16 protein-coding genes and 1 pseudogene are annotated in these 16,611 nt (G+C 62.9%); 4 read left to right on the plus strand and 13 right to left on the minus strand.

Features of this window, described 5'->3' with window-relative positions; all coding sequences use genetic code 11:
• Window positions 1–26: 26 nt before the first annotated feature.
• From truA to MHZ97_RS09600, 4 genes and pseudogenes are all read right to left on the minus strand, one after another.
• Window positions 27–833, minus strand: a complete 807-nt coding sequence (gene truA / locus MHZ97_RS09585) for a tRNA pseudouridine(38-40) synthase TruA (protein ID WP_103794175.1) — start codon at window positions 831–833, stop codon at window positions 27–29.
• Window positions 833–1,843 (minus strand): aspartate-semialdehyde dehydrogenase, encoded by a 1,011-nt coding sequence (locus MHZ97_RS09590; RefSeq protein WP_103794176.1) that lies wholly within the window; start codon window positions 1,841–1,843, stop codon window positions 833–835. Before MHZ97_RS09590 ends, truA begins: the two co-directional genes overlap by 1 nt.
• A gap of 104 nt (window positions 1,844–1,947) precedes the next feature.
• Window positions 1,948–3,081 (minus strand): 4-phosphoerythronate dehydrogenase PdxB, encoded by a 1,134-nt coding sequence (gene pdxB / locus MHZ97_RS09595; protein ID WP_239314389.1) that lies wholly within the window; start codon window positions 3,079–3,081, stop codon window positions 1,948–1,950.
• Between the two features lie 58 nt (window positions 3,082–3,139).
• Window positions 3,140–3,919, minus strand: a pseudogene (locus MHZ97_RS09600) (helix-turn-helix transcriptional regulator).
• Between the two features lie 94 nt (window positions 3,920–4,013).
• Between MHZ97_RS09600 and MHZ97_RS09605 the strand changes: the two are divergent.
• Entirely contained in the window at window positions 4,014–4,910 is an 897-nt protein-coding gene (locus MHZ97_RS09605) for a DMT family transporter (protein ID WP_239314388.1), read from the plus strand.
• A gap of 100 nt (window positions 4,911–5,010) precedes the next feature.
• The gene (gene flk, locus MHZ97_RS09610; protein WP_239314387.1) at window positions 5,011–6,042 is read left to right on the plus strand and encodes a flagella biosynthesis regulator Flk; all 1,032 of its coding nucleotides are present in this window, start codon (window positions 5,011–5,013) and stop codon (window positions 6,040–6,042) included.
• 17 nt (window positions 6,043–6,059) lie between these two features.
• On the opposite strand, the gene MHZ97_RS09615 is transcribed toward flk, so the two are convergent.
• Window positions 6,060–7,244 (minus strand): MFS transporter, encoded by a 1,185-nt coding sequence (locus MHZ97_RS09615; protein WP_375337767.1) that lies wholly within the window; start codon window positions 7,242–7,244, stop codon window positions 6,060–6,062.
• Between the two features lie 87 nt (window positions 7,245–7,331).
• Entirely contained in the window at window positions 7,332–8,552 is a 1,221-nt protein-coding gene (gene fabB, locus MHZ97_RS09620; protein WP_103794181.1) for a beta-ketoacyl-ACP synthase I, read from the minus strand.
• A gap of 155 nt (window positions 8,553–8,707) precedes the next feature.
• Between fabB and mnmC the strand changes: the two genes are divergently transcribed.
• Entirely contained in the window at window positions 8,708–10,720 is a 2,013-nt protein-coding gene (gene mnmC, locus MHZ97_RS09625) for a bifunctional tRNA (5-methylaminomethyl-2-thiouridine)(34)-methyltransferase MnmD/FAD-dependent 5-carboxymethylaminomethyl-2-thiouridine(34) oxidoreductase MnmC (protein ID WP_239314385.1), read from the plus strand.
• Between the two features lie 30 nt (window positions 10,721–10,750).
• On the opposite strand, the gene MHZ97_RS09630 is transcribed toward mnmC, so the two are convergent.
• The 6 genes from MHZ97_RS09630 to prmB are packed head-to-tail and all read right to left on the minus strand — an operon-like array spanning window position 10,751 to window position 15,341.
• A complete protein-coding gene (locus MHZ97_RS09630; RefSeq protein WP_033750596.1) occupies window positions 10,751–11,032 on the minus strand; it encodes a YfcL family protein in 282 nt (93 codons plus the stop codon).
• A gap of 31 nt (window positions 11,033–11,063) precedes the next feature.
• Complete coding sequence (locus MHZ97_RS09635; RefSeq protein ID WP_103794183.1) at window positions 11,064–11,609, minus strand: elongation factor P hydroxylase; 546 nt, start codon at window positions 11,607–11,609, stop codon at window positions 11,064–11,066.
• 50 nt (window positions 11,610–11,659) lie between these two features.
• The gene (locus tag MHZ97_RS09640; RefSeq protein WP_239314384.1) at window positions 11,660–12,457 is read right to left on the minus strand and encodes a sulfite exporter TauE/SafE family protein; all 798 of its coding nucleotides are present in this window, start codon (window positions 12,455–12,457) and stop codon (window positions 11,660–11,662) included.
• Window positions 12,458–12,466: 9 nt separating this feature from the next.
• On the minus strand, window positions 12,467–13,291 hold the full coding sequence (mepA, locus tag MHZ97_RS09645) for a penicillin-insensitive murein endopeptidase (protein WP_103794185.1): 825 nt from the start codon (window positions 13,289–13,291) through the stop codon (window positions 12,467–12,469).
• A 4-nt stretch (window positions 13,292–13,295) separates the two neighbouring features.
• A complete protein-coding gene (gene aroC, locus MHZ97_RS09650; protein WP_103794186.1) occupies window positions 13,296–14,381 on the minus strand; it encodes a chorismate synthase in 1,086 nt (361 codons plus the stop codon).
• A 27-nt stretch (window positions 14,382–14,408) separates the two neighbouring features.
• On the minus strand, window positions 14,409–15,341 hold the full coding sequence (gene prmB / locus MHZ97_RS09655) for a 50S ribosomal protein L3 N(5)-glutamine methyltransferase (protein ID WP_103794187.1): 933 nt from the start codon (window positions 15,339–15,341) through the stop codon (window positions 14,409–14,411).
• 160 nt (window positions 15,342–15,501) lie between these two features.
• On the opposite strand from prmB, the gene smrB reads away from it, so the two are divergent.
• A complete protein-coding gene (smrB, locus tag MHZ97_RS09660; protein WP_103794188.1) occupies window positions 15,502–16,050 on the plus strand; it encodes an endonuclease SmrB in 549 nt (182 codons plus the stop codon).
• Window positions 16,051–16,082: 32 nt separating this feature from the next.
• On the opposite strand, the gene sixA is transcribed toward smrB, so the two are convergent.
• Window positions 16,083–16,565 (minus strand): phosphohistidine phosphatase SixA, encoded by a 483-nt coding sequence (gene sixA, locus MHZ97_RS09665; RefSeq protein WP_103794189.1) that lies wholly within the window; start codon window positions 16,563–16,565, stop codon window positions 16,083–16,085.
• Window positions 16,566–16,611: the final 46 nt, after the last annotated feature.

A 16,611-nucleotide genomic window follows, 5' to 3' on the forward strand; every position in this document is an offset into this window, starting at 1 on the left:
ACGCCTCTCTGAAATGACCTGCTAAATTAGTCCGCCAGGAACAACGGCCCCATCGGCGGTTCGGGTAACGCAAAATGCGACGGATAGTCCACCGCCACTAAATAGAGTCCTTCCGCTCTGGCCGTCGCCGCCGCCAGGGTGCGATCTTTCGCCGCCAGCAGCGTCGCCATCCACTCCTCCGGCTGGTTGCCGCAGCCGATCTCCATCAGGCTGCCGACGATATTGCGCACCATGTGATGCACAAAGGCGTTGGCTTTAATATCGACGATAACAAAGGCGCCCTGGCGCGTGACGTTCAGATGCATCACATTACGCCACGGCGTGCGCGACTGACACTGCACGGCGCGAAACGAAGTAAAGTCATTCTCGCCCAGCAGACACTGTCCGGCGCGGTGCATCTTCTCTGCATCCAGCGGGTGATAAAAATGGGTGACGCCGCGACCCAGGATCGCCGGACGCAGCCGCTGGTTGTAGATCACATAGCGATAGCGGCGCGCCGTCGCGCTGAAGCGCGCGTGAAACTCGTCCGGCACCGCTTTTACCCAGCGTACCGCGATATCTTCCGGCAGATTGGCGTTAACGCCCAGCGTCCAGGCGCCGTCGGCGCGCTGCGACGTGGTTTCGAAATGCACCACCTGGCCGGTGCCGTGTACGCCGGCGTCGGTACGCCCGGCGCAGAAGACGCTTACCGGATGATTTGCCACTTTCGACAGCGCTTTTTCCAGCTTCTCCTGCACGCTGCGTACTTCCTGCTGGCGCTGCCAGCCGTAGTAACGGCTGCCGTCATACTCAATACCGAGCGCCAGTTTATGCGTCTGACCTTCAGCCAACATTAATAGAGATACTCCTGCACCAGCTTCTCAGCCGTCTTCACCGCCATCAGCGCGCCGCCGAAGCGAATGTTGTCCGCCACCGACCAGAACTGCAGCAGTTCAGGAATGCCGTAGTCGTTGCGCACGCAGCCGATGCTGAGCTGTTCATTGCCGGAGGCGTCGCCGACCTGCGTCGGATAGTCATCCTCGTCGCTCAGGCTGATATCAGCCGCCTGCGCCAGCTCGGCGCGCGCCTCATCCGCCGACAGCGGGCGCAGGCTCTCCAGGTGGACAATCTGCGCGCTGCCGTAAAAGACCGGCGCCTGCACGCTGCTGACCGCAATCGGCAGCCCGTCGTCCTGCAGCACCTTACGCACCTGATCGACCAGACGACGCTCGCTGGCGACGCTGCCCTCCGCGTCGGCCAGCTGCGGCAGCAGGTTGAACGCCAGCTGGCGGCCGAAGAAGTGATCTTCAGCCGGCACACCGTTAAGCAGTCGCGCGCTCTCGCCCGCCAGGCCGTCAACCGCGCTTTTGCCGTGGCTGGAGACGGAGATCAGGTTGGTGACCTGCAAACGGCCCAGACCTGCCGCGTCTACCAGCGGTTTGATGGCGCTGAGCAGCTGACTGGTCAGGCTGTCGGCGACGCTGACCAGGTTGCGGTTGCGGTAGTCCGCCAGCACCTGCGGGTTGACGTCCGGCACCACCAGCGGCACATCCGGCGACAGCGCGAAGCAGTCGCTGCTGTCGATCACCAGACAACCGGCGCTGGCGGCCTCATCGGCATAGCGCGCCGAGGCGTCGCGACCGGCGACGAAAAAGGCCAGCTGCGCCTGCGACCAGTCGAAGTCCGCCGCGTTCTCAACGCGCAGCGAGCGCCCCTCGAAGCGCAGCGTTTCGCCGGCGCTGTTTTCACTCGCCAGCAGATATAACTCACCAACCGGGAACTGGCGTTCCGCCAGCAGCTCCAGTACAGCGTTCCCTACTGCGCCTGTCGCGCCAAGTAGCGCAATATTCCAGCCGTCAGACATGTTGGTTTACTCCAGACAATGACATAAAAACAGAAGGCGGTGATATTCACCGCCCAGGTTTCGGAATTATCCCCCGCTATGTCCGCCACAGCGAGAGGAAAAATTTAGCAGTTATTGAGACGCGCGCTAAAACCGAGGGCGTTCAGTAAGCTGGCGGTCTCTGCGTCGTTGCAGATCACCTCCAGCGATGACCACTCGCGCCGCTCCTGATACTCCTTGCGCAGGCGGTCAAATTCGCCAGGTTTTGCCGCCGCTTTACGCAGCGGCGCGTCGTCGCGGCGCACATCATACACCAGATGCGCCAGACGTTTCAGCGTTGCCTGATCGAGCGGGCCGTTAAGGGTGACGCTGCTGAATTCCGGCGTCGGCAGCAGCTCGCTGAGCGGCACCTGCTGCGGCTGGCCGAGGAAGTCGCACCAGGCTTCAAACACCTGGGTGGTGCCGCGCGCCTTGCCCTCTAGCGTATAGCCAGCGATATGGGCGGTGCCGATATCCACGCGATCCAGCAGATCGAGCGACAGCGCCGGCTCCGGCTCCCAGACGTCGAGCACCACGCTGAGATCGGGGCGCATCTTCAGTACCTCCAGCAGCGCGGCGTTATCCACCACCGGTCCGCGGCAGGCGTTGATCAGAATAGCGTTGGGCTTCAGCGCCATCAGCAGCGCCGTATCGGCGAGATGCCAGCTTTTATAGGGCCCCTCTTTAAACAGCGGCGTATGAAAGGTCAGGATATCCGCCTCCGCCACCAGCGCGTCGAGCGAGCGGAAGTCGCCCGCGTCGCCGCGATCGGCGCGCGGCGGATCGCACAGCAGGGTTTTTACGCCCCAGGCTTCCAGCCGTTTTTGCAGTCGGCCGCCGACGTTGCCGACGCCGACGATGCCAACGGTGCGGTCGCGCAGCGCGAAACCGTCGCGCTCTGCCAGCAGCAGCAGCGCGGAGAAGACATACTCCACGACCGCGATAGCGTTGCAGCCCGGCGCGGCGGAGAAAGCGATGCCTGCCTGTTGCAGCCAGGCTTCATCAATATGGTCGGTGCCCGCCGTGGCGGTGCCGACGAATTTTACCGGCTTGCCCGCCAGCAGCGCTTCGTTCACCTGAGTGACCGAGCGCACCATCAGGCCGTCAGCATCCTCCAGCTCCTGCTGCGGCAGCGGACGACCCGGCACCGCCTGTACCCTGCCGGTACGGCTGAACAGTTCACGCGCATAAGGCATATTTTCATCGACAAGAATCTTCACCACGGCTTTCCTGCTGGTTGCATTGTTGAGGTGAACTATTGTGGCACAAACGCGCCTGTTAACCCAGGCGCGCGCGGTAGCGATCCGGCGTGGTGCCCGCCTGCTGTTGGAACATCACGATCAGCGCCGACGCCGAGCTGTAGCCGAGATCGTGCGCAATCGCCTGCACGCTTTTGCCCTGCCCCAGCTGCGCGACGGCGTGCAGAAAACGCAGCCGCTGCCGCCACTCGCCAAAGGACATATGCAGCTCCTGACGGCAGCGCCGCGCCAGCGTGCGCTCCGTGGTAAAAACGCGCGCCGCCCATTCCGCCAGCGTGGTGTTATCGCCGGGATTCGCCTCCAGCGCGTGCAGCACCGGCGCGAGAAACTTATCCTGCGAGCCAGGCAAATAGCTCTCCTGCACCGGCGCCAGCCGCAGCCGATCGCGCAGCACCTCACACAGCCGCCACTGTTCGGCGCGCTATGGCTGTTCAAGGCCGAGACGCGCGAACTCATCCATAATCGCATGGACGATGGCGTCGACGTTCAGCAGGCACGCCTGCTGCGGCAGCCCCTCGCAGAGCGCGGCGGCGAGATTGAAGGTGCGGAACTGCGCCTGCTGATGGTTGTAGCTGGCGTGGCGCTGTCGCGGTGGGATCCAGATGGGAATGCTGGCGGGCGTCAGCAGCCGTTCACCCTCTACGCTCATCTCCAGTACGTGGCGCGTCACAAAGATCAGCTGCCCCCATTCATGGGCGTGCGGCAGATATTCGGTTTTGGCGTTGGCTTGTTCATAGCGCATAAAATAGCGAAGCTGCAGCGCATCTTCGGGCGGCTGGTATTCAACCTGTACACTCATTCTGTCCGGTCAGCCCCTTTTTTTGTCTGTTTTTCACTATCTCCTTAAAAGCGGTCAAAAGTAAACTGGCGCCCTACATCCGCAGGAGAAGATCATGAATTTACTTTTTCCGCTGCTGGCGGTGCTGATCTGGTCGGTGAATACCATCGTCAGTAAGCTCTCCGCCGGCAGCATCGATCCCGCCGCCATATCGTTTTACCGCTGGCTGCTGGCGCTGGTGGTGCTTACGCCCTTCGCGCTGCCGGGCGCGTGGCGACATCGCCGCGCCATCCGCGCCAGCCTGGGACGCCTGCTGATCCTCGGCCTGCTTGGCATGGTGCTCTATCAGAGCCTGGCCTACTACGCGGCGCACAGCGTTTCGGCGGTGATGATGGGCATTCTCGGCGCCACCATTCCGCTGCTGACCATTCTGCTTAGCCTGGTGGTGCTGCGGCTGGCGCCGACGCGCGGCATACTTATCGGCGGGCTGCTGTCGTTTGCGGGTCTGGTGTGGCTGGTGAGCGATGGCCATCCCGCCCAGCTGCTGCACCAGCGTCTCGGCAGCGGCGAGCTGATGATGCTGGCCGCCTCTACCTCCTACGCGCTCTACGGCGTGCTGACCAAACGCTGGGCGATCCCGCTGCCGACATGGCAGAGCCTCTACGTACAGGTTTTTTTCGGCGTGCTGCTGCTGCTGCCTGGCTTTCTGCATGCGCCCGAGGTCGCGCTTAACGCACGCAATATCCCGCTGGTGCTGTTTGCCGGACTCTTCGCCTCGATTATCGCCCCCTTTCTGTGGATCCTGGGCGTGCAGCGTCTGGGTGCCAGCACCACCAGCATTTTTATGAATTTCGTTCCGGTTTTTACCGCCGTTATCGCGGTGCTGTTTCTGCATGAGCAGCTGCACGCCTGGCACTGGATCGGCGGTGCCATGACGCTGCTGGGGGTGATCCTCGCCCAGCGGCTGAAAACTCCCCTCAGGCGTTCCAGGGCGGAGGCGACGCCCGGCTGAATAAACCGCGGCCCCCGTGGGATTTCCCGGGGGCTTTTGCTATCATGGCGCATCTTTTTTCCGGCGCACCCCACGCTGTTCTGTTTTCAAGGATTTCGCCATGCAACCTCTTAGCGGCCCCGGTGCGCCGATGGGCGATCGTTCTGCTGTCCCGCCGTCAACCGGCGCGTCCCGTCCCGGCGTGACGCCGGGCGATCAGCCCCTCTCTCCGGCCCAGCGCACCACGCTGGAACGCCTGATCGTGCGCATTATGTCATTCAGCACCTTAAAAGCGCCTGAACTCTGGGCGGGCGTGCAGCGCGAAGTCGGGGTAAAAAGCGAGGCGGAGCTGCAGTCGCGTCATTTCCCGGCGGCAGAGCAGTATCTGAATAGCCGTCTGACGCAGGCGGAAAACGGACGCGCCACGCGCCAGCTGCTTACCCAGCTTACCGATCTGCTGCCGCAGGGTAATAACCGCCAGGCGGTAAGCGACTTTATTCGCCAACAGTTCGGCCAGACGGTGCTGAGCTCGCTGTCACAGGATCAGCTGCGTCAGGTGCTGACCATGCTGCAGAACGGCCAGATGGCGATCCCGCAGCCGCAGCAGTCGCGCACCACCGACCGCACGCTGCTGCCCGCCGAGCATCAGACGCTGAATCAGCAGATCGCCCGACTGGCCGCCGCCACCGGCGAGTCCACCGGCAAGATCTGGGCCTCGGCGCTGAAGCTGGCCAATCTCACCAGCGGCGATCCCATCCCGTCGCGCCTCTTTCCGCTTTTGACGCAATATTTGCAGGTGCGCCAGACGCTGAGTCAACACGCCGCCCCCACACTGCTGGTGCTGGAAGCGTCGCTGAAGCAGCCGCTCGACAGCAACGAGCGCCAGCAGCTGGAGGATTACAGCCTGCAGCGCTTTCAGGCGACGCCGCAGACGATTCTGACGCCTGCGCAGACCCAGGATCTGCTCAACCAGCTTTTCGCGCGCCGCGCCGAACGGCATCAGGAGCAGCCGCTGGCCGATAGCGCGCTGCGCCCGCAGCCGATCTGGGCACCCTTTATTGCCGCGCTGCCGCAGCCGCTGGCGCAGCGCCCGCTGCTGGGCGTCGCCGCGGTGCTGATTGTGCTGTTCCTGCTGCTGTGGCTGGTGATCTGAGTAAGTCGCCGCGCGCTTCAGGCGCGGCGGGCAAAGCGACAGGTCACAACGATACCCAGCAGCGCGCAGCAGGCACCGGCCAGGTAGACCGAGCCGTAGCCGAGCGCGGTCGCCAGCAGTCCGGCGAGCGGCCCGCTGGCGCCGTAGGCGACATCCTGAAACGCAGAGAAACCACCCAGCGCCGTGCCGCGCACCTGCGGCGAGACGCGCTTCACTACCTCTACGCCGAGCGCCGGAAAGATCAGCGAACAGCCGCAGCCGGTCAGGGCCGCGCCGATAAGCGCCATCCAGCCCTCCGCGGCGAACGCCAGCAGCAGCAGCCCCGCCGCCTCTACCAGCAGTGAAATCAGCGCGACGCGGATGCCGCCGTGCCGATCCGGCGTGCCGCCGAACGCCAGCCGCACCAACACAAAAGCGACGCCAAACGCCGTCAGGGTAAAGCCGGCGTTGCCCCACTGCTGCGCGGCGAAGTAGAGCGAGGTGAAGGCGCCGATCACCGCAAAGCCGACGCCCTGCAGCGCCAGCGCGAGGCCCGGCTGGAAAATAGTGCGAATCACGCGCCACAGCGCAGGTCGCTCGCCCCCCATCACCGGCACCGGCCGGATGGCGCTGTTAAGCAACAGCGCCACCAGCGGCAGCGCTGTCGCTACCGCGCCCAGCAGCGCGAAGCCGCCGTGCTGGTGCAGCAGCAGCCCGAGCGGCGCGCCAGCCGCCAGCGCGCCGTAGATCGCCATACCGTTCCACGACATCACCAGCCCGGAGCGTTTCGCCCCGACCAGCCCCAGCCCCCACGTCAGGTTCCCGGTAAGCAGCAGGCTTTCGCCGAAGCCGAGCAGCAGACGCCCCAGCGCCAGCAGCGCAAACCTGATGAGCGCCGGAACCGGCAGCAGCGCGGCGGCCAGGTAGGCGATGCCCACCAGCATAATCGCCAGCATCCCCTGCTGGGTGGTGCGCTTTGCGCCGTGCCGATCGGCGCGGCGGCCGGCAAAGCCGCGCGTCAGCAGCGTGGCGAAAAACTGAATGCCGACCGCGACGCCGACCATCACGTTATTCATGCCCAGTTCCTGATGGACGTAGAGCGGAATAACCGGCAGCGCCAGTCCGGCGGTAAGGTAGGTAATAAAGACGGCAAGCGAGGAGCAGGCGAGCGGCAAAGTAGAGGCGGCCTGCGGTTCTGTTGCGGTGGTGGTCATAACGGACATAGCTCCCTGATGTCAAACGCGTCTGCACCCGGGCCACAAAAGAAAAAGGGCCGGTCAGACCGGCCCTTTATAAAACATTTTTAGCGATTACGCCTGAAACTTACGCATCGTTAGCGTCGCGTTGGTGCCGCCGAAGCCGAAGCTGTTGGACATAACGGTGGTCAGCGCTTTCTCCGTCGGTTTAGTGACGATATTCATGCCTTCCGCCGCCGGGTCTGGCGTTTCGATGTTGATGCTCGGCGCGATAAAGCCGTGCTCCAGCATCAGCAGGGTGTAGATCGCTTCCTGCACGCCCGCCGCACCCAGCGAGTGGCCGGTCATCGCTTTAGTGGCGGAGATGGCCGGGGTGTTGTCGCCAAACACTTCACGGATGGCACCCAGCTCTTTCACGTCGCCAACCGGCGTGGAGGTGCCGTGGCTGTTCAGGTAGTCGATTGGCGTATCCACGCCCTGCATCGCCATCTTCATGCAGCGCACCGCGCCTTCGCCCGATGGTGCAACCATGTCCGCGCCATCAGAGGTCGCGCCGTAGCCGACGATCTCTGCATAGATATGCGCGCCGCGCGCCAGCGCGTGCTCCAGCTCTTCCACCACAACCATGCCGCCGCCGCCGGCGATAACAAAGCCGTCGCGCTCGCTGTCATAGGTACGGGACGCTTTTTCCGGCGCGTCGTTATATTTGGTAGAGAGTGCGCCCATGGCGTCGAACTCGCACGCCATTTCCCAGCACAGCTCTTCGCCGCCGCCGGCAAAAACGATGTCCTGCTTGCCCAGCTGGATCTGCTCAACCGCGTTACCGATACAGTGCGCCGAGGTCGCACAGGCGGAGCTGATGGAGTAGTTTACGCCGTGGATCTTAAACGGCGTGGCGAGACAGGCGGAGACGCCGGACGCCATCGCTTTGGTGACCACATAGGGGCCGACCGCTTTCAGGCCGCGCGGGCTGCGCATCGCGTCAGCGCCGAATACCTGGAAACGCGGCGAACCGCCGCCTGAGCCAGCAATCAGACCCACGCGCGGGTTGCTCTGATACTGCTCGTCGGTCAGACCGGAATCTTTGATCGCTTCTTCCATGGAGAGGTAAGCATAGATGGACGCATCACTCATAAAACGCACAATCTTGCGATCGATAAGGCCGGTGGTATCCAGTTTGACATTACCCCAGACGTGGCTACGCATACCGGAATCCTTCATCTCTTGAGAGAAGGTAATGCCGGAACGGCCTTCACGCAGAGATGCGAGTACTTCCTGCTGGTTATTACCAATGCTGGAAACAATCCCCAGGCCAGTAATCACTGCACGTTTCATTCAGTTGTCCTCATTCCACTTCTTTTGGATTGACACGCACTCTAGCTTACACTTGTACGCCGAACAAGTCCGATCAGCCATTTCCTTTTGTAAATTTGCGTCATGTGACCCTGGTCGCTAAAATCGCGCCACTGCCTGAAAGATGAGCCTTTACCGTGAAATTATCCCCGGTTGAACATGCCCAGCTAAGCTGGAATGAACAGGGTACACCTGTTTCCCGAGCCTTTGACGACGTCTATTTTTCCAATGACAACGGTCTGGAAGAGACGCGCTACGTGTTTCTCGGCGGCAACGATCTGCCCGGCCGCTTTGCGTACCATCCGCGCGATCTCTTTATCGCCGCAGAGAGCGGGTTCGGCACCGGGCTTAATTTTCTCACGCTATGGCAGGCGTTCGACGCCTTCCGGCTGGCACATCCTGACGCGGCGCTGCAGCGACTGCACTTTATCAGCGTTGAAAAGTTCCCCCTGACGCAGGCGGATTTGGTCGCGGCGCATCAGCGCTGGCCGGCGCTTCAGCCCTGGGCCGAGCAGCTGCAGCTGCAGTGGCCGGTCGCCCTGCCCGGCTGCCAGCGCCTGCTGTTTGACGGCGGCCGCGTGACGCTCGATCTCTGGCTCGGCGATATTAATACCCTGATAGAGACGTTTGATGACAGCCTGCATCGCCAGGTTGACGCCTGGTTCCTCGATGGCTTCGCCCCGGCGAAGAACCCCGATATGTGGACGCCGCGCCTCTTCAATGCCATGGCGAAGCTGGCCCGGCCCGGCGGGACCTTCGCCACCTTCACCGCCGCCGGTTTTGTGCGTCGCGGACTGCAGGAGGCGGGTTTTGAGGTCACCCGCCGCAAAGGGTTTGGCCCCAAGCGCGAAATGCTGTGCGGCGTCCTGACGCAGGCGCCGGATCTGCCCGTCGCCCAGCCCTGGTTTGCGCGCCCCGCCGCGCGGGAAAAAGAGACGGCGATTGTCGGCGGCGGCGTGGCGAGCGCGGTGCTGGCACTCGCTCTGCTGCGCCGCGGCTGGCGCGTCACGCTCTACTGCGCCGACGAAGCGGCCGCGCTGGGCGCGTCGGGCAATCGCCAGGGCGCGCTCTATCCGCTGCTGAATCAGCATGACCCGGCGCTGGCGCGCTTCTTCCCCGCCGCCTTTAGCTTCGCCCGCCGGCTTTATGACGCGCTGCCGGTGAGCTTTGAGCACAGCTGGAGCGGCGTGCTGCAGCTCGGCTGGGATGAGAAAAGCGCCGACAAAATCGCGCAGATGCTGACGATGGCGCTGCCGAAAGAGATTGCGCGCGGCGTCAGCCCGGAAGAAGCGGCGGCGCTGGCCCAGGTCGAACTCGACGTCGGCGGCATTTTCTATCCGCTCGGCGGCTGGCTCTCGCCCGCCGAGCTTACCGCCGGCCTGCTGGCGCATGGCGAAACCCAGGGGCTGCGCATCCACTGGCTGCATCGTCTGACGCAGCTCTCTCCGGCGGAGCCGGGCTGGACGCTGCGCTTCGCCGACGGCAAAACCGCAACGCATCAAAACGTGACGCTGGCGACCGGCCACGCCCTCAGCGCCCTGCCGGAAACCGCGCAGCTGCCGACCTACCCGGTTTCCGGCCAGGTGAGCCACGTGCCCAGCACGCCCGGCCTCGATGCGCTGCAAACCGTGCTCTGCTACGACGGCTATCTGACGCCGGTCAGCCCGCAGTTTGGCACCCACTGCATCGGTGCCAGCTACCATCGCGGCGATACCTCGACCGCCTGGCGCGAAGATGACCAGCAGCAAAACCGGGCGCGGCTGCTGCACTCTCTGCCGGGCTGCGGCTGGGCGGAAAAAGTGGACGTCAGCGCCGGCGAGGCGCGCGTCGGCGTGCGCTGCGCCACGCGCGACCATCTGCCGATAGCGGGCGCGGTGCCTGACTATGACGCAACGCTGGCGCGCTATCAGGATCTGCCCGCCCGACGCGCACGCGGCGAAGCTATCGCCGAGGCGCCGCATCACGCGGGTCTGTTCCTGCTGGGGGCGCTCGGCTCGCGCGGACTCTGCAGCGCCCCGCTCGCTGCCGAAGCGCTGGCGGCGCAGATGAGCGGCGAACCGCAGCCGCTGGATAGCGCGACGCTGGCCGCGCTCAGCCCGAATCGCTACTGGGTGAGAAAGCTGCTGAAAGGAAAAAAAGCGGGGAAATAGCACCGGGGCGGCAGACGCCGCCCCGATGGATCAGGCGGTCTGACGCGCCTGCAGGAACAGGTTGTCCCACATGCCGACCACCAGCACCTGGTCGCGCGGCGAAAGCTCACCGGCGGCGATGGCGTTTTGCAGGCTGTTGGCCACCTGGATCTGCAACGCTTCCGGCGTGTGCTCGCCCGACTGTTCGATTTCCGCAACCGCGAGGGTCAGGTGACCGCGCAGATAGCCGCTGGCGAACAGCTCGTCATCGCTGGCGTGATCGACCATATCGTCGATCAGGGCCAGAATACGCGCTTCAAATTCTGCGATCATCTCAATTCCTCTTTAAAAATGCCTGCACTCATCACAGATCGTCTGGCCAGGGAAAATGTGCTGACGTCAGTGCAGGCGTGCCATAAAAGTCCGCCAGAGCGGCGATAAAACGCGCGGGCCGCGCAGGTATGCCGTTCTCCAGATAAGACATCACCTGAGCATGGACCTTACGCTGAAACGCGACGCGATCCGGCTCACACTCTCCGTCGAGATTGTCACAGCTGACGTTGAACGGAAAGCCTGCCGCCACGCAGAACATCCACTCCAGCGCCTGCGGCTTAATCTCCACCGACTCAAACTGATTCTGCGTCTGAGCGTCGCGTCCATCGGGACAGTACCAGTAGCCGAAATCCACCAGCTTGCGCCGCGCCTCGCCGGCGATGCACCAGTGAGAGATCTCGTGCAGCGCGCTGGCGTAAAAGCCGTGGGCGAACACCACGCGGTTCCACGGCGAACTCTCATCTGCCGGAAGGTAGATGGGTTCGTCGTCGCCTTTAATTAGACGGGTCTGAAACTCGTCGCGAAAGCAGCTATCGAAAATCGTAATCAGTTGTTCGTAATGGTGCGTCGTGTTCATGGTGTCATCGTAAAAACGGCGTCATTATCGCGGCGCCGAGAATGAATGTATTACAGCGCGGCGATCCACGCCAGCAGCGCGCTGCCGTGAGCGTCCCACAGCAGCTTCGCGCTCATTACCGCAGAAACGATAACCACCATCGGGCGGATCAGTTTCTGCCCACGGCTCAGCACCAGCCGCGCCCCGAGCCGCGCGCCGCAGAAGGCGCCCAGCAGCATAATAAAGCCGGTTCCCCAGATCACCTTGCCGCCGAACATAAAGAACAGCAGGCTGGCGAAATTGGAGGTGAAATTCAGAATTTTGGCATGCGCGGTGGCTTTGGCGAGGTTGAAGCCGCAAAGCGTGACAAAGGCGAGCGCGTAGAACGAGCCGGCGCCAGGGCCGAAGAAGCCGTCGTAAAAGCCGACGCAGCCGCCGCCCACCAGCGCATAGGGCAAACCGTAAAGGCGGCGCGCACGATCCTCTTCGCCAGGTCGCGGCATCAGCAGAAACCACAGGCCGATGGCGATCAGCAGCAGCGGCAGCACCTGTCGCAGCGCATCGGCGTTCATATGCTGGATCAGGATAGTCCCCAGCACTGCGCCAACAAACGTCATGGCGATATTGAGCCGCTGCTCGCGCAAATTCACCGCGCCGCGGCGGATAAAGTAGAGGCTGGCGGAGAAAGAGCCGCCCACCGACTGCAGCTTATTGGTGGCCAGCGCCTGCGCAGGGGAGAAACCGGCCGCCAGCAGCGCGGGCACGGTGAGCAGCCCGCCGCCGCCGGCGATGGAGTCGATAAAAGCCGCCAGCATCGCGACCAGAAACAGCACCCCGACCTCTATCGGGCTGACGACAAACCACTCCATGGAGCTCCCTTATAAAAGATGTTTATCCAGCAGCGCCTGGCACGCCTGCGGCAGCGGCGGCGGCTCGCGCTTCACCGGCGCTCCGCTGCCCGGTTTCTTCGGCAGGAACCAGCTCTCCAGCTCGGCGCCGCACCCGTCGCCCGGCGGCGGCGCAGGCTGATCTTCACAGCCGATGCTGTTGGCGGGACAGCGCAGCCGCACATGCATATGCGCGCGATGTGCGAACCATGGGCGCACCTTGCGCAGCCAGTCGCGGTCGGCGCCAGCGTCGGCGCAAAGCTGCTTTTTAATCGCCGGATTGACGAAGATGCGCGTGACATCGTTATCTTTCGCCGCCAGTTTGATCAGGCTGTCGATCTCCGGTCGCCAGTGGCGCGCCACCACGCTCTTGTCATCTGCGGTCACCAGATCGAGCGGCTGCGGCTTCAGCAGCTGCTGTGCGCTCCAGCGGGTTTTCGGCAGCTGCAGCCAGATATCGACGTCGAGGCCGGTCTGATGGCTGGCGTGGCCGCTGCTGAAGCGCCCGCCCGCCGCCATGCCCATATCACCAATCAGCACGTTGCCCAGCTGCAGGTTATGCACCTGCGTGCTGAGACGCTGAATAAACTGGATCAGATCGGGATGGCCGAAGTAGCGCCGCTGATCCTGGCGCATCACCTGATATTCCGGCGCGTTAAGCGGCAGCGCCTGCGCGCCGACGATGCAGCCGTTAGCGAAGGAGCCGATAGACTGCGCGCTGCCCGGGATCGGCTGCTGAATGCGCTGCCACGGCGTCGCGGCCAGGGCGGAGGCGCTGAACAGCAGCGCCGAGGCAAGAATAAGCAGAGATTTCATGGCGTCACCAGCGCGGCACGGTGCTGTTAACATCTGCGTTCTGCGCGCGCTGGCGCAGCAGATGATCCATCAGCACGATCGCCATCATCGCTTCGGCGATCGGCACGGCGCGAATGCCCACGCAGGGATCGTGTCGTCCTTTGGTGATCATCTCCACCTCTTCGCCGCTGCGGGTGATGGTCTGCCCCGGGACGGTAATGCTGGAGGTCGGCTTCATCGCCAGGTTGGCGCTGATGGTCTGGCCGCTGCTGATGCCGCCGAGGATGCCGCCAGCATGGTTGCTCTGGAACCCGCTGGCGCGGATCTCGTCGCGATGCTGGCTGCCGCGCTGGTTCACCACCGCAAAGCCGTCGCCAATCTCTACCCCTTTTACCGCGTTGATGCTCATCAGCGCGTGCGCCAGGTCGGCGTCGAGGCGATCAAACACCGGCTCACCAAGGCCCGGCGGGACATTTTCCGCCATCACCGTAACTTTGGCGCCGATAGAGTCGCCCTCTTTTTTCAGGGCGCGCATCAGTTCATCCAGCGCCTCCAGCTTGCTGGCATCCGGGCAAAAAAACGGGTTCTCTTCAACGATGCTCCAGTCTTTCAGCTCGCACGCCACGTCGCCGATCTGCGCCAGATAGCCGCGCACCACGACGCCATGCTTCATCTGCAGATATTTTTTGGCAATCGCGCCCGCCGCAACGCGCATGGCGGTTTCCCGCGCCGACGAGCGGCCGCCGCCGCGATAGTCGCGCAGGCCGTACTTCTGCTCATAGGTGTAGTCGGCGTGGCCGGGACGGAAGAGATCTTTAATCGCGCCGTAGTCCTGCGAACGCTGGTCGGTATTTTCAATCAGCAGGCCGATCGAGGTGCCGGTAGTGACCCCTTCGAAAACGCCAGACAAAATTTTCACCTGATCCGGCTCGCGTCGCTGGGTGGTATAGCGCGAGGTGCCGGGACGGCGGCGGTCGAGATCGTGCTGGATATCCGCTTCGGTCAGCGGGATGCCCGGCGGCACGCCGTCGACGATACAGCCCAGCGCGAGGCCGTGCGACTCGCCAAAAGTGGTTACGCGAAAGAATTGTCCGATGCTGTTTCCGGCCATGGGGATTCCTTGTTACGAAGCGTTCGCTCAGTCTTTATAAATAGAGAAGTGATGTTGTGCGTCGACGATCTGCTGGCGCGTCAGCATAAAGACGCCGTCGCCGCCGTTGTCGAACTCCAGCCAGGTAAAGGGCACGTCGGGATACTGCTCGATCATATGCACCATGCTGTTGCCGACTTCGCAGATCAGGACGCCGTTTTCGCTCAGGTAATTCGGCGCGCAGGCGAGGATGCGGCGCACCAGCTTCAGGCCGTCGCTGCCCGCCGCCAGGCCAAGCTCCGGCTCGTGGCGATATTCGTTCGGCAGATCGTCCATATCTTCCGCGTCCACATAGGGCGGATTGGTTACGATCAGATCATATTTCACCGGCGCCAGCTCGCGGAACAGATCGGCGCGGATCGGCGTCACCTGATGGATTAAACCGTGCTCTTCGATATTCTGCTCGGCGACCGCCAGCGCATCATAAGAGATATCCACCGCGTCCACCTCCGCTTCCGGGAAGGCGTAGGCGCAGGCGATAGCGATACAGCCGCTGCCGGTACACATATCGAGGATATGGCGCGGCGCCTCGGCGACCAGGCCGGCGAAGCGGTTTTCAATCAGTTCGCCGATCGGCGAGCGCGGCACCAGCACGCGTTCGTCAACGTAGAATTCGTGGCCGCAGAACCAGGCTTTGTTGGTAAGGTAGGCAACCGGAATGCGCTCGTTAACGCGGCGGATCACCCGCTCAACGATGCGGTGACGCTCGCTGGCGGTCAGGCGCGCGCTGCGCATATCTTCCGGAATATCCAGCGGCAGCCAGAGCGTGGGCAGGACCAGTTGTACCGCTTCGTCCCACGGATTGTCGGTGCCGTGACCGTACCAGATCCCGGCGGCGGAAAAACGGCTGACCGCCCAGCGCAACATATCCTGAATGGTGTGCAGTTCGTTGACTGCCTCATCGACGAAAATTTTGTCCACGTAGCCCTCCGCAGGCCCAATTGCTAAATCGGCCGATAGTGTGCCATGAAGCCGGAGAGAATTCAGCGCAGCAAGGTGAAAAAGCTGACAATTAGCGGATCGGGCGGTAAGGTAACGCCATTCGCTGTTTTCCAGCCTTATCAGACAAGATTCGCCTGAAATGAGTAAAAAAACATCTCTTAATGACGACGACAAGGCGTTGTTTCGCCAGCTAATGAGCGGCACGCGCAAAATAAAGCAGGATACCGTGGTGCATAAGCCCGTGGTAAAAAGCCGCGAGCTGCCGCTGAAGCGGTTGATTTCCGAACAGGTGGACAACAGCCACTATTTTTCCGACGAATTTCAGCCGCTGCTGGCGACCGAAGGCGCTATGCGCTACGTGCGCGCCGACGTCAGCCACTACGAGCTGAAAAAGCTGCGCCGCGGCGACTATACGCCGGAGATTTTCCTCGACCTGCACGGCTTGACGCAGCAGCAGGCTAAACAGGAGCTGGGCGCGCTGATCGCCGCCTGTCGTCGCGAGCACCTGTTCTGCGCCAGCGTGATGACCGGCCACGGCAAGCATATTCTCAAGCAGCAGACGCCGCTCTGGCTGGCGCAGCATCCTTACGTAATGGCGTTTCATCAGGCGCCAAAAATGTTCGGCGGCGACGCGGCGCTGCTGGTATTGATTGAGGTAGAGGAGTGGCAACCGCCCGAGCTGCCTTAAGAGGGGTGGGCCGTCTGCGCGGCCCGCGGGCGTTATATGGCTTTCGCCAGTTTAGAGGGGCTGACCTGCCACAGCAGCTTGCCTTCGCAGCTGACGGGATCGAAATCGATGCAGGCGATGGCGGAGGTGGCGAACATCGGTGGCGCTTCCTGCGGGCAGAGCTCTGAAACCAGATAGCCCACCAGCGGCAGATGTGAAATCACAATGGCCGATTTTACCCCCTGATTTCCCAGCGCCTGCAGGTAGCAGGCCACAAGGCCGGGATCGCCGCCTGGCGTCAGCTCGGGTAAAACCTCCTGCCCTTCCGGCAGTTTTAACGCTTCGCGTACCGTCGCCAGCGTCTGCTGGGCACGAAGATAGGGACTGACCAGCACACGTTCTACATCCACCGTCTGGCTGTTGAGCCAGCTCGCCATCTGGCGTGATTCATCACAGCCGCAATGGGTGAGAGGTCGGACCGAATCACTGGCGGCTTCAAGAGCAGCATCGCCGTGACGCATGATAAAAACTTGCATAAAGCACCGCTGTTGTTTGTCGATATCGCCCGGCGCGGAGGCGCCT

The organism is Pantoea sp. ACRSC, from assembly GCF_022346785.1.
Lineage (GTDB): Bacteria > Pseudomonadota > Gammaproteobacteria > Enterobacterales > Enterobacteriaceae > Pantoea > Pantoea alvi.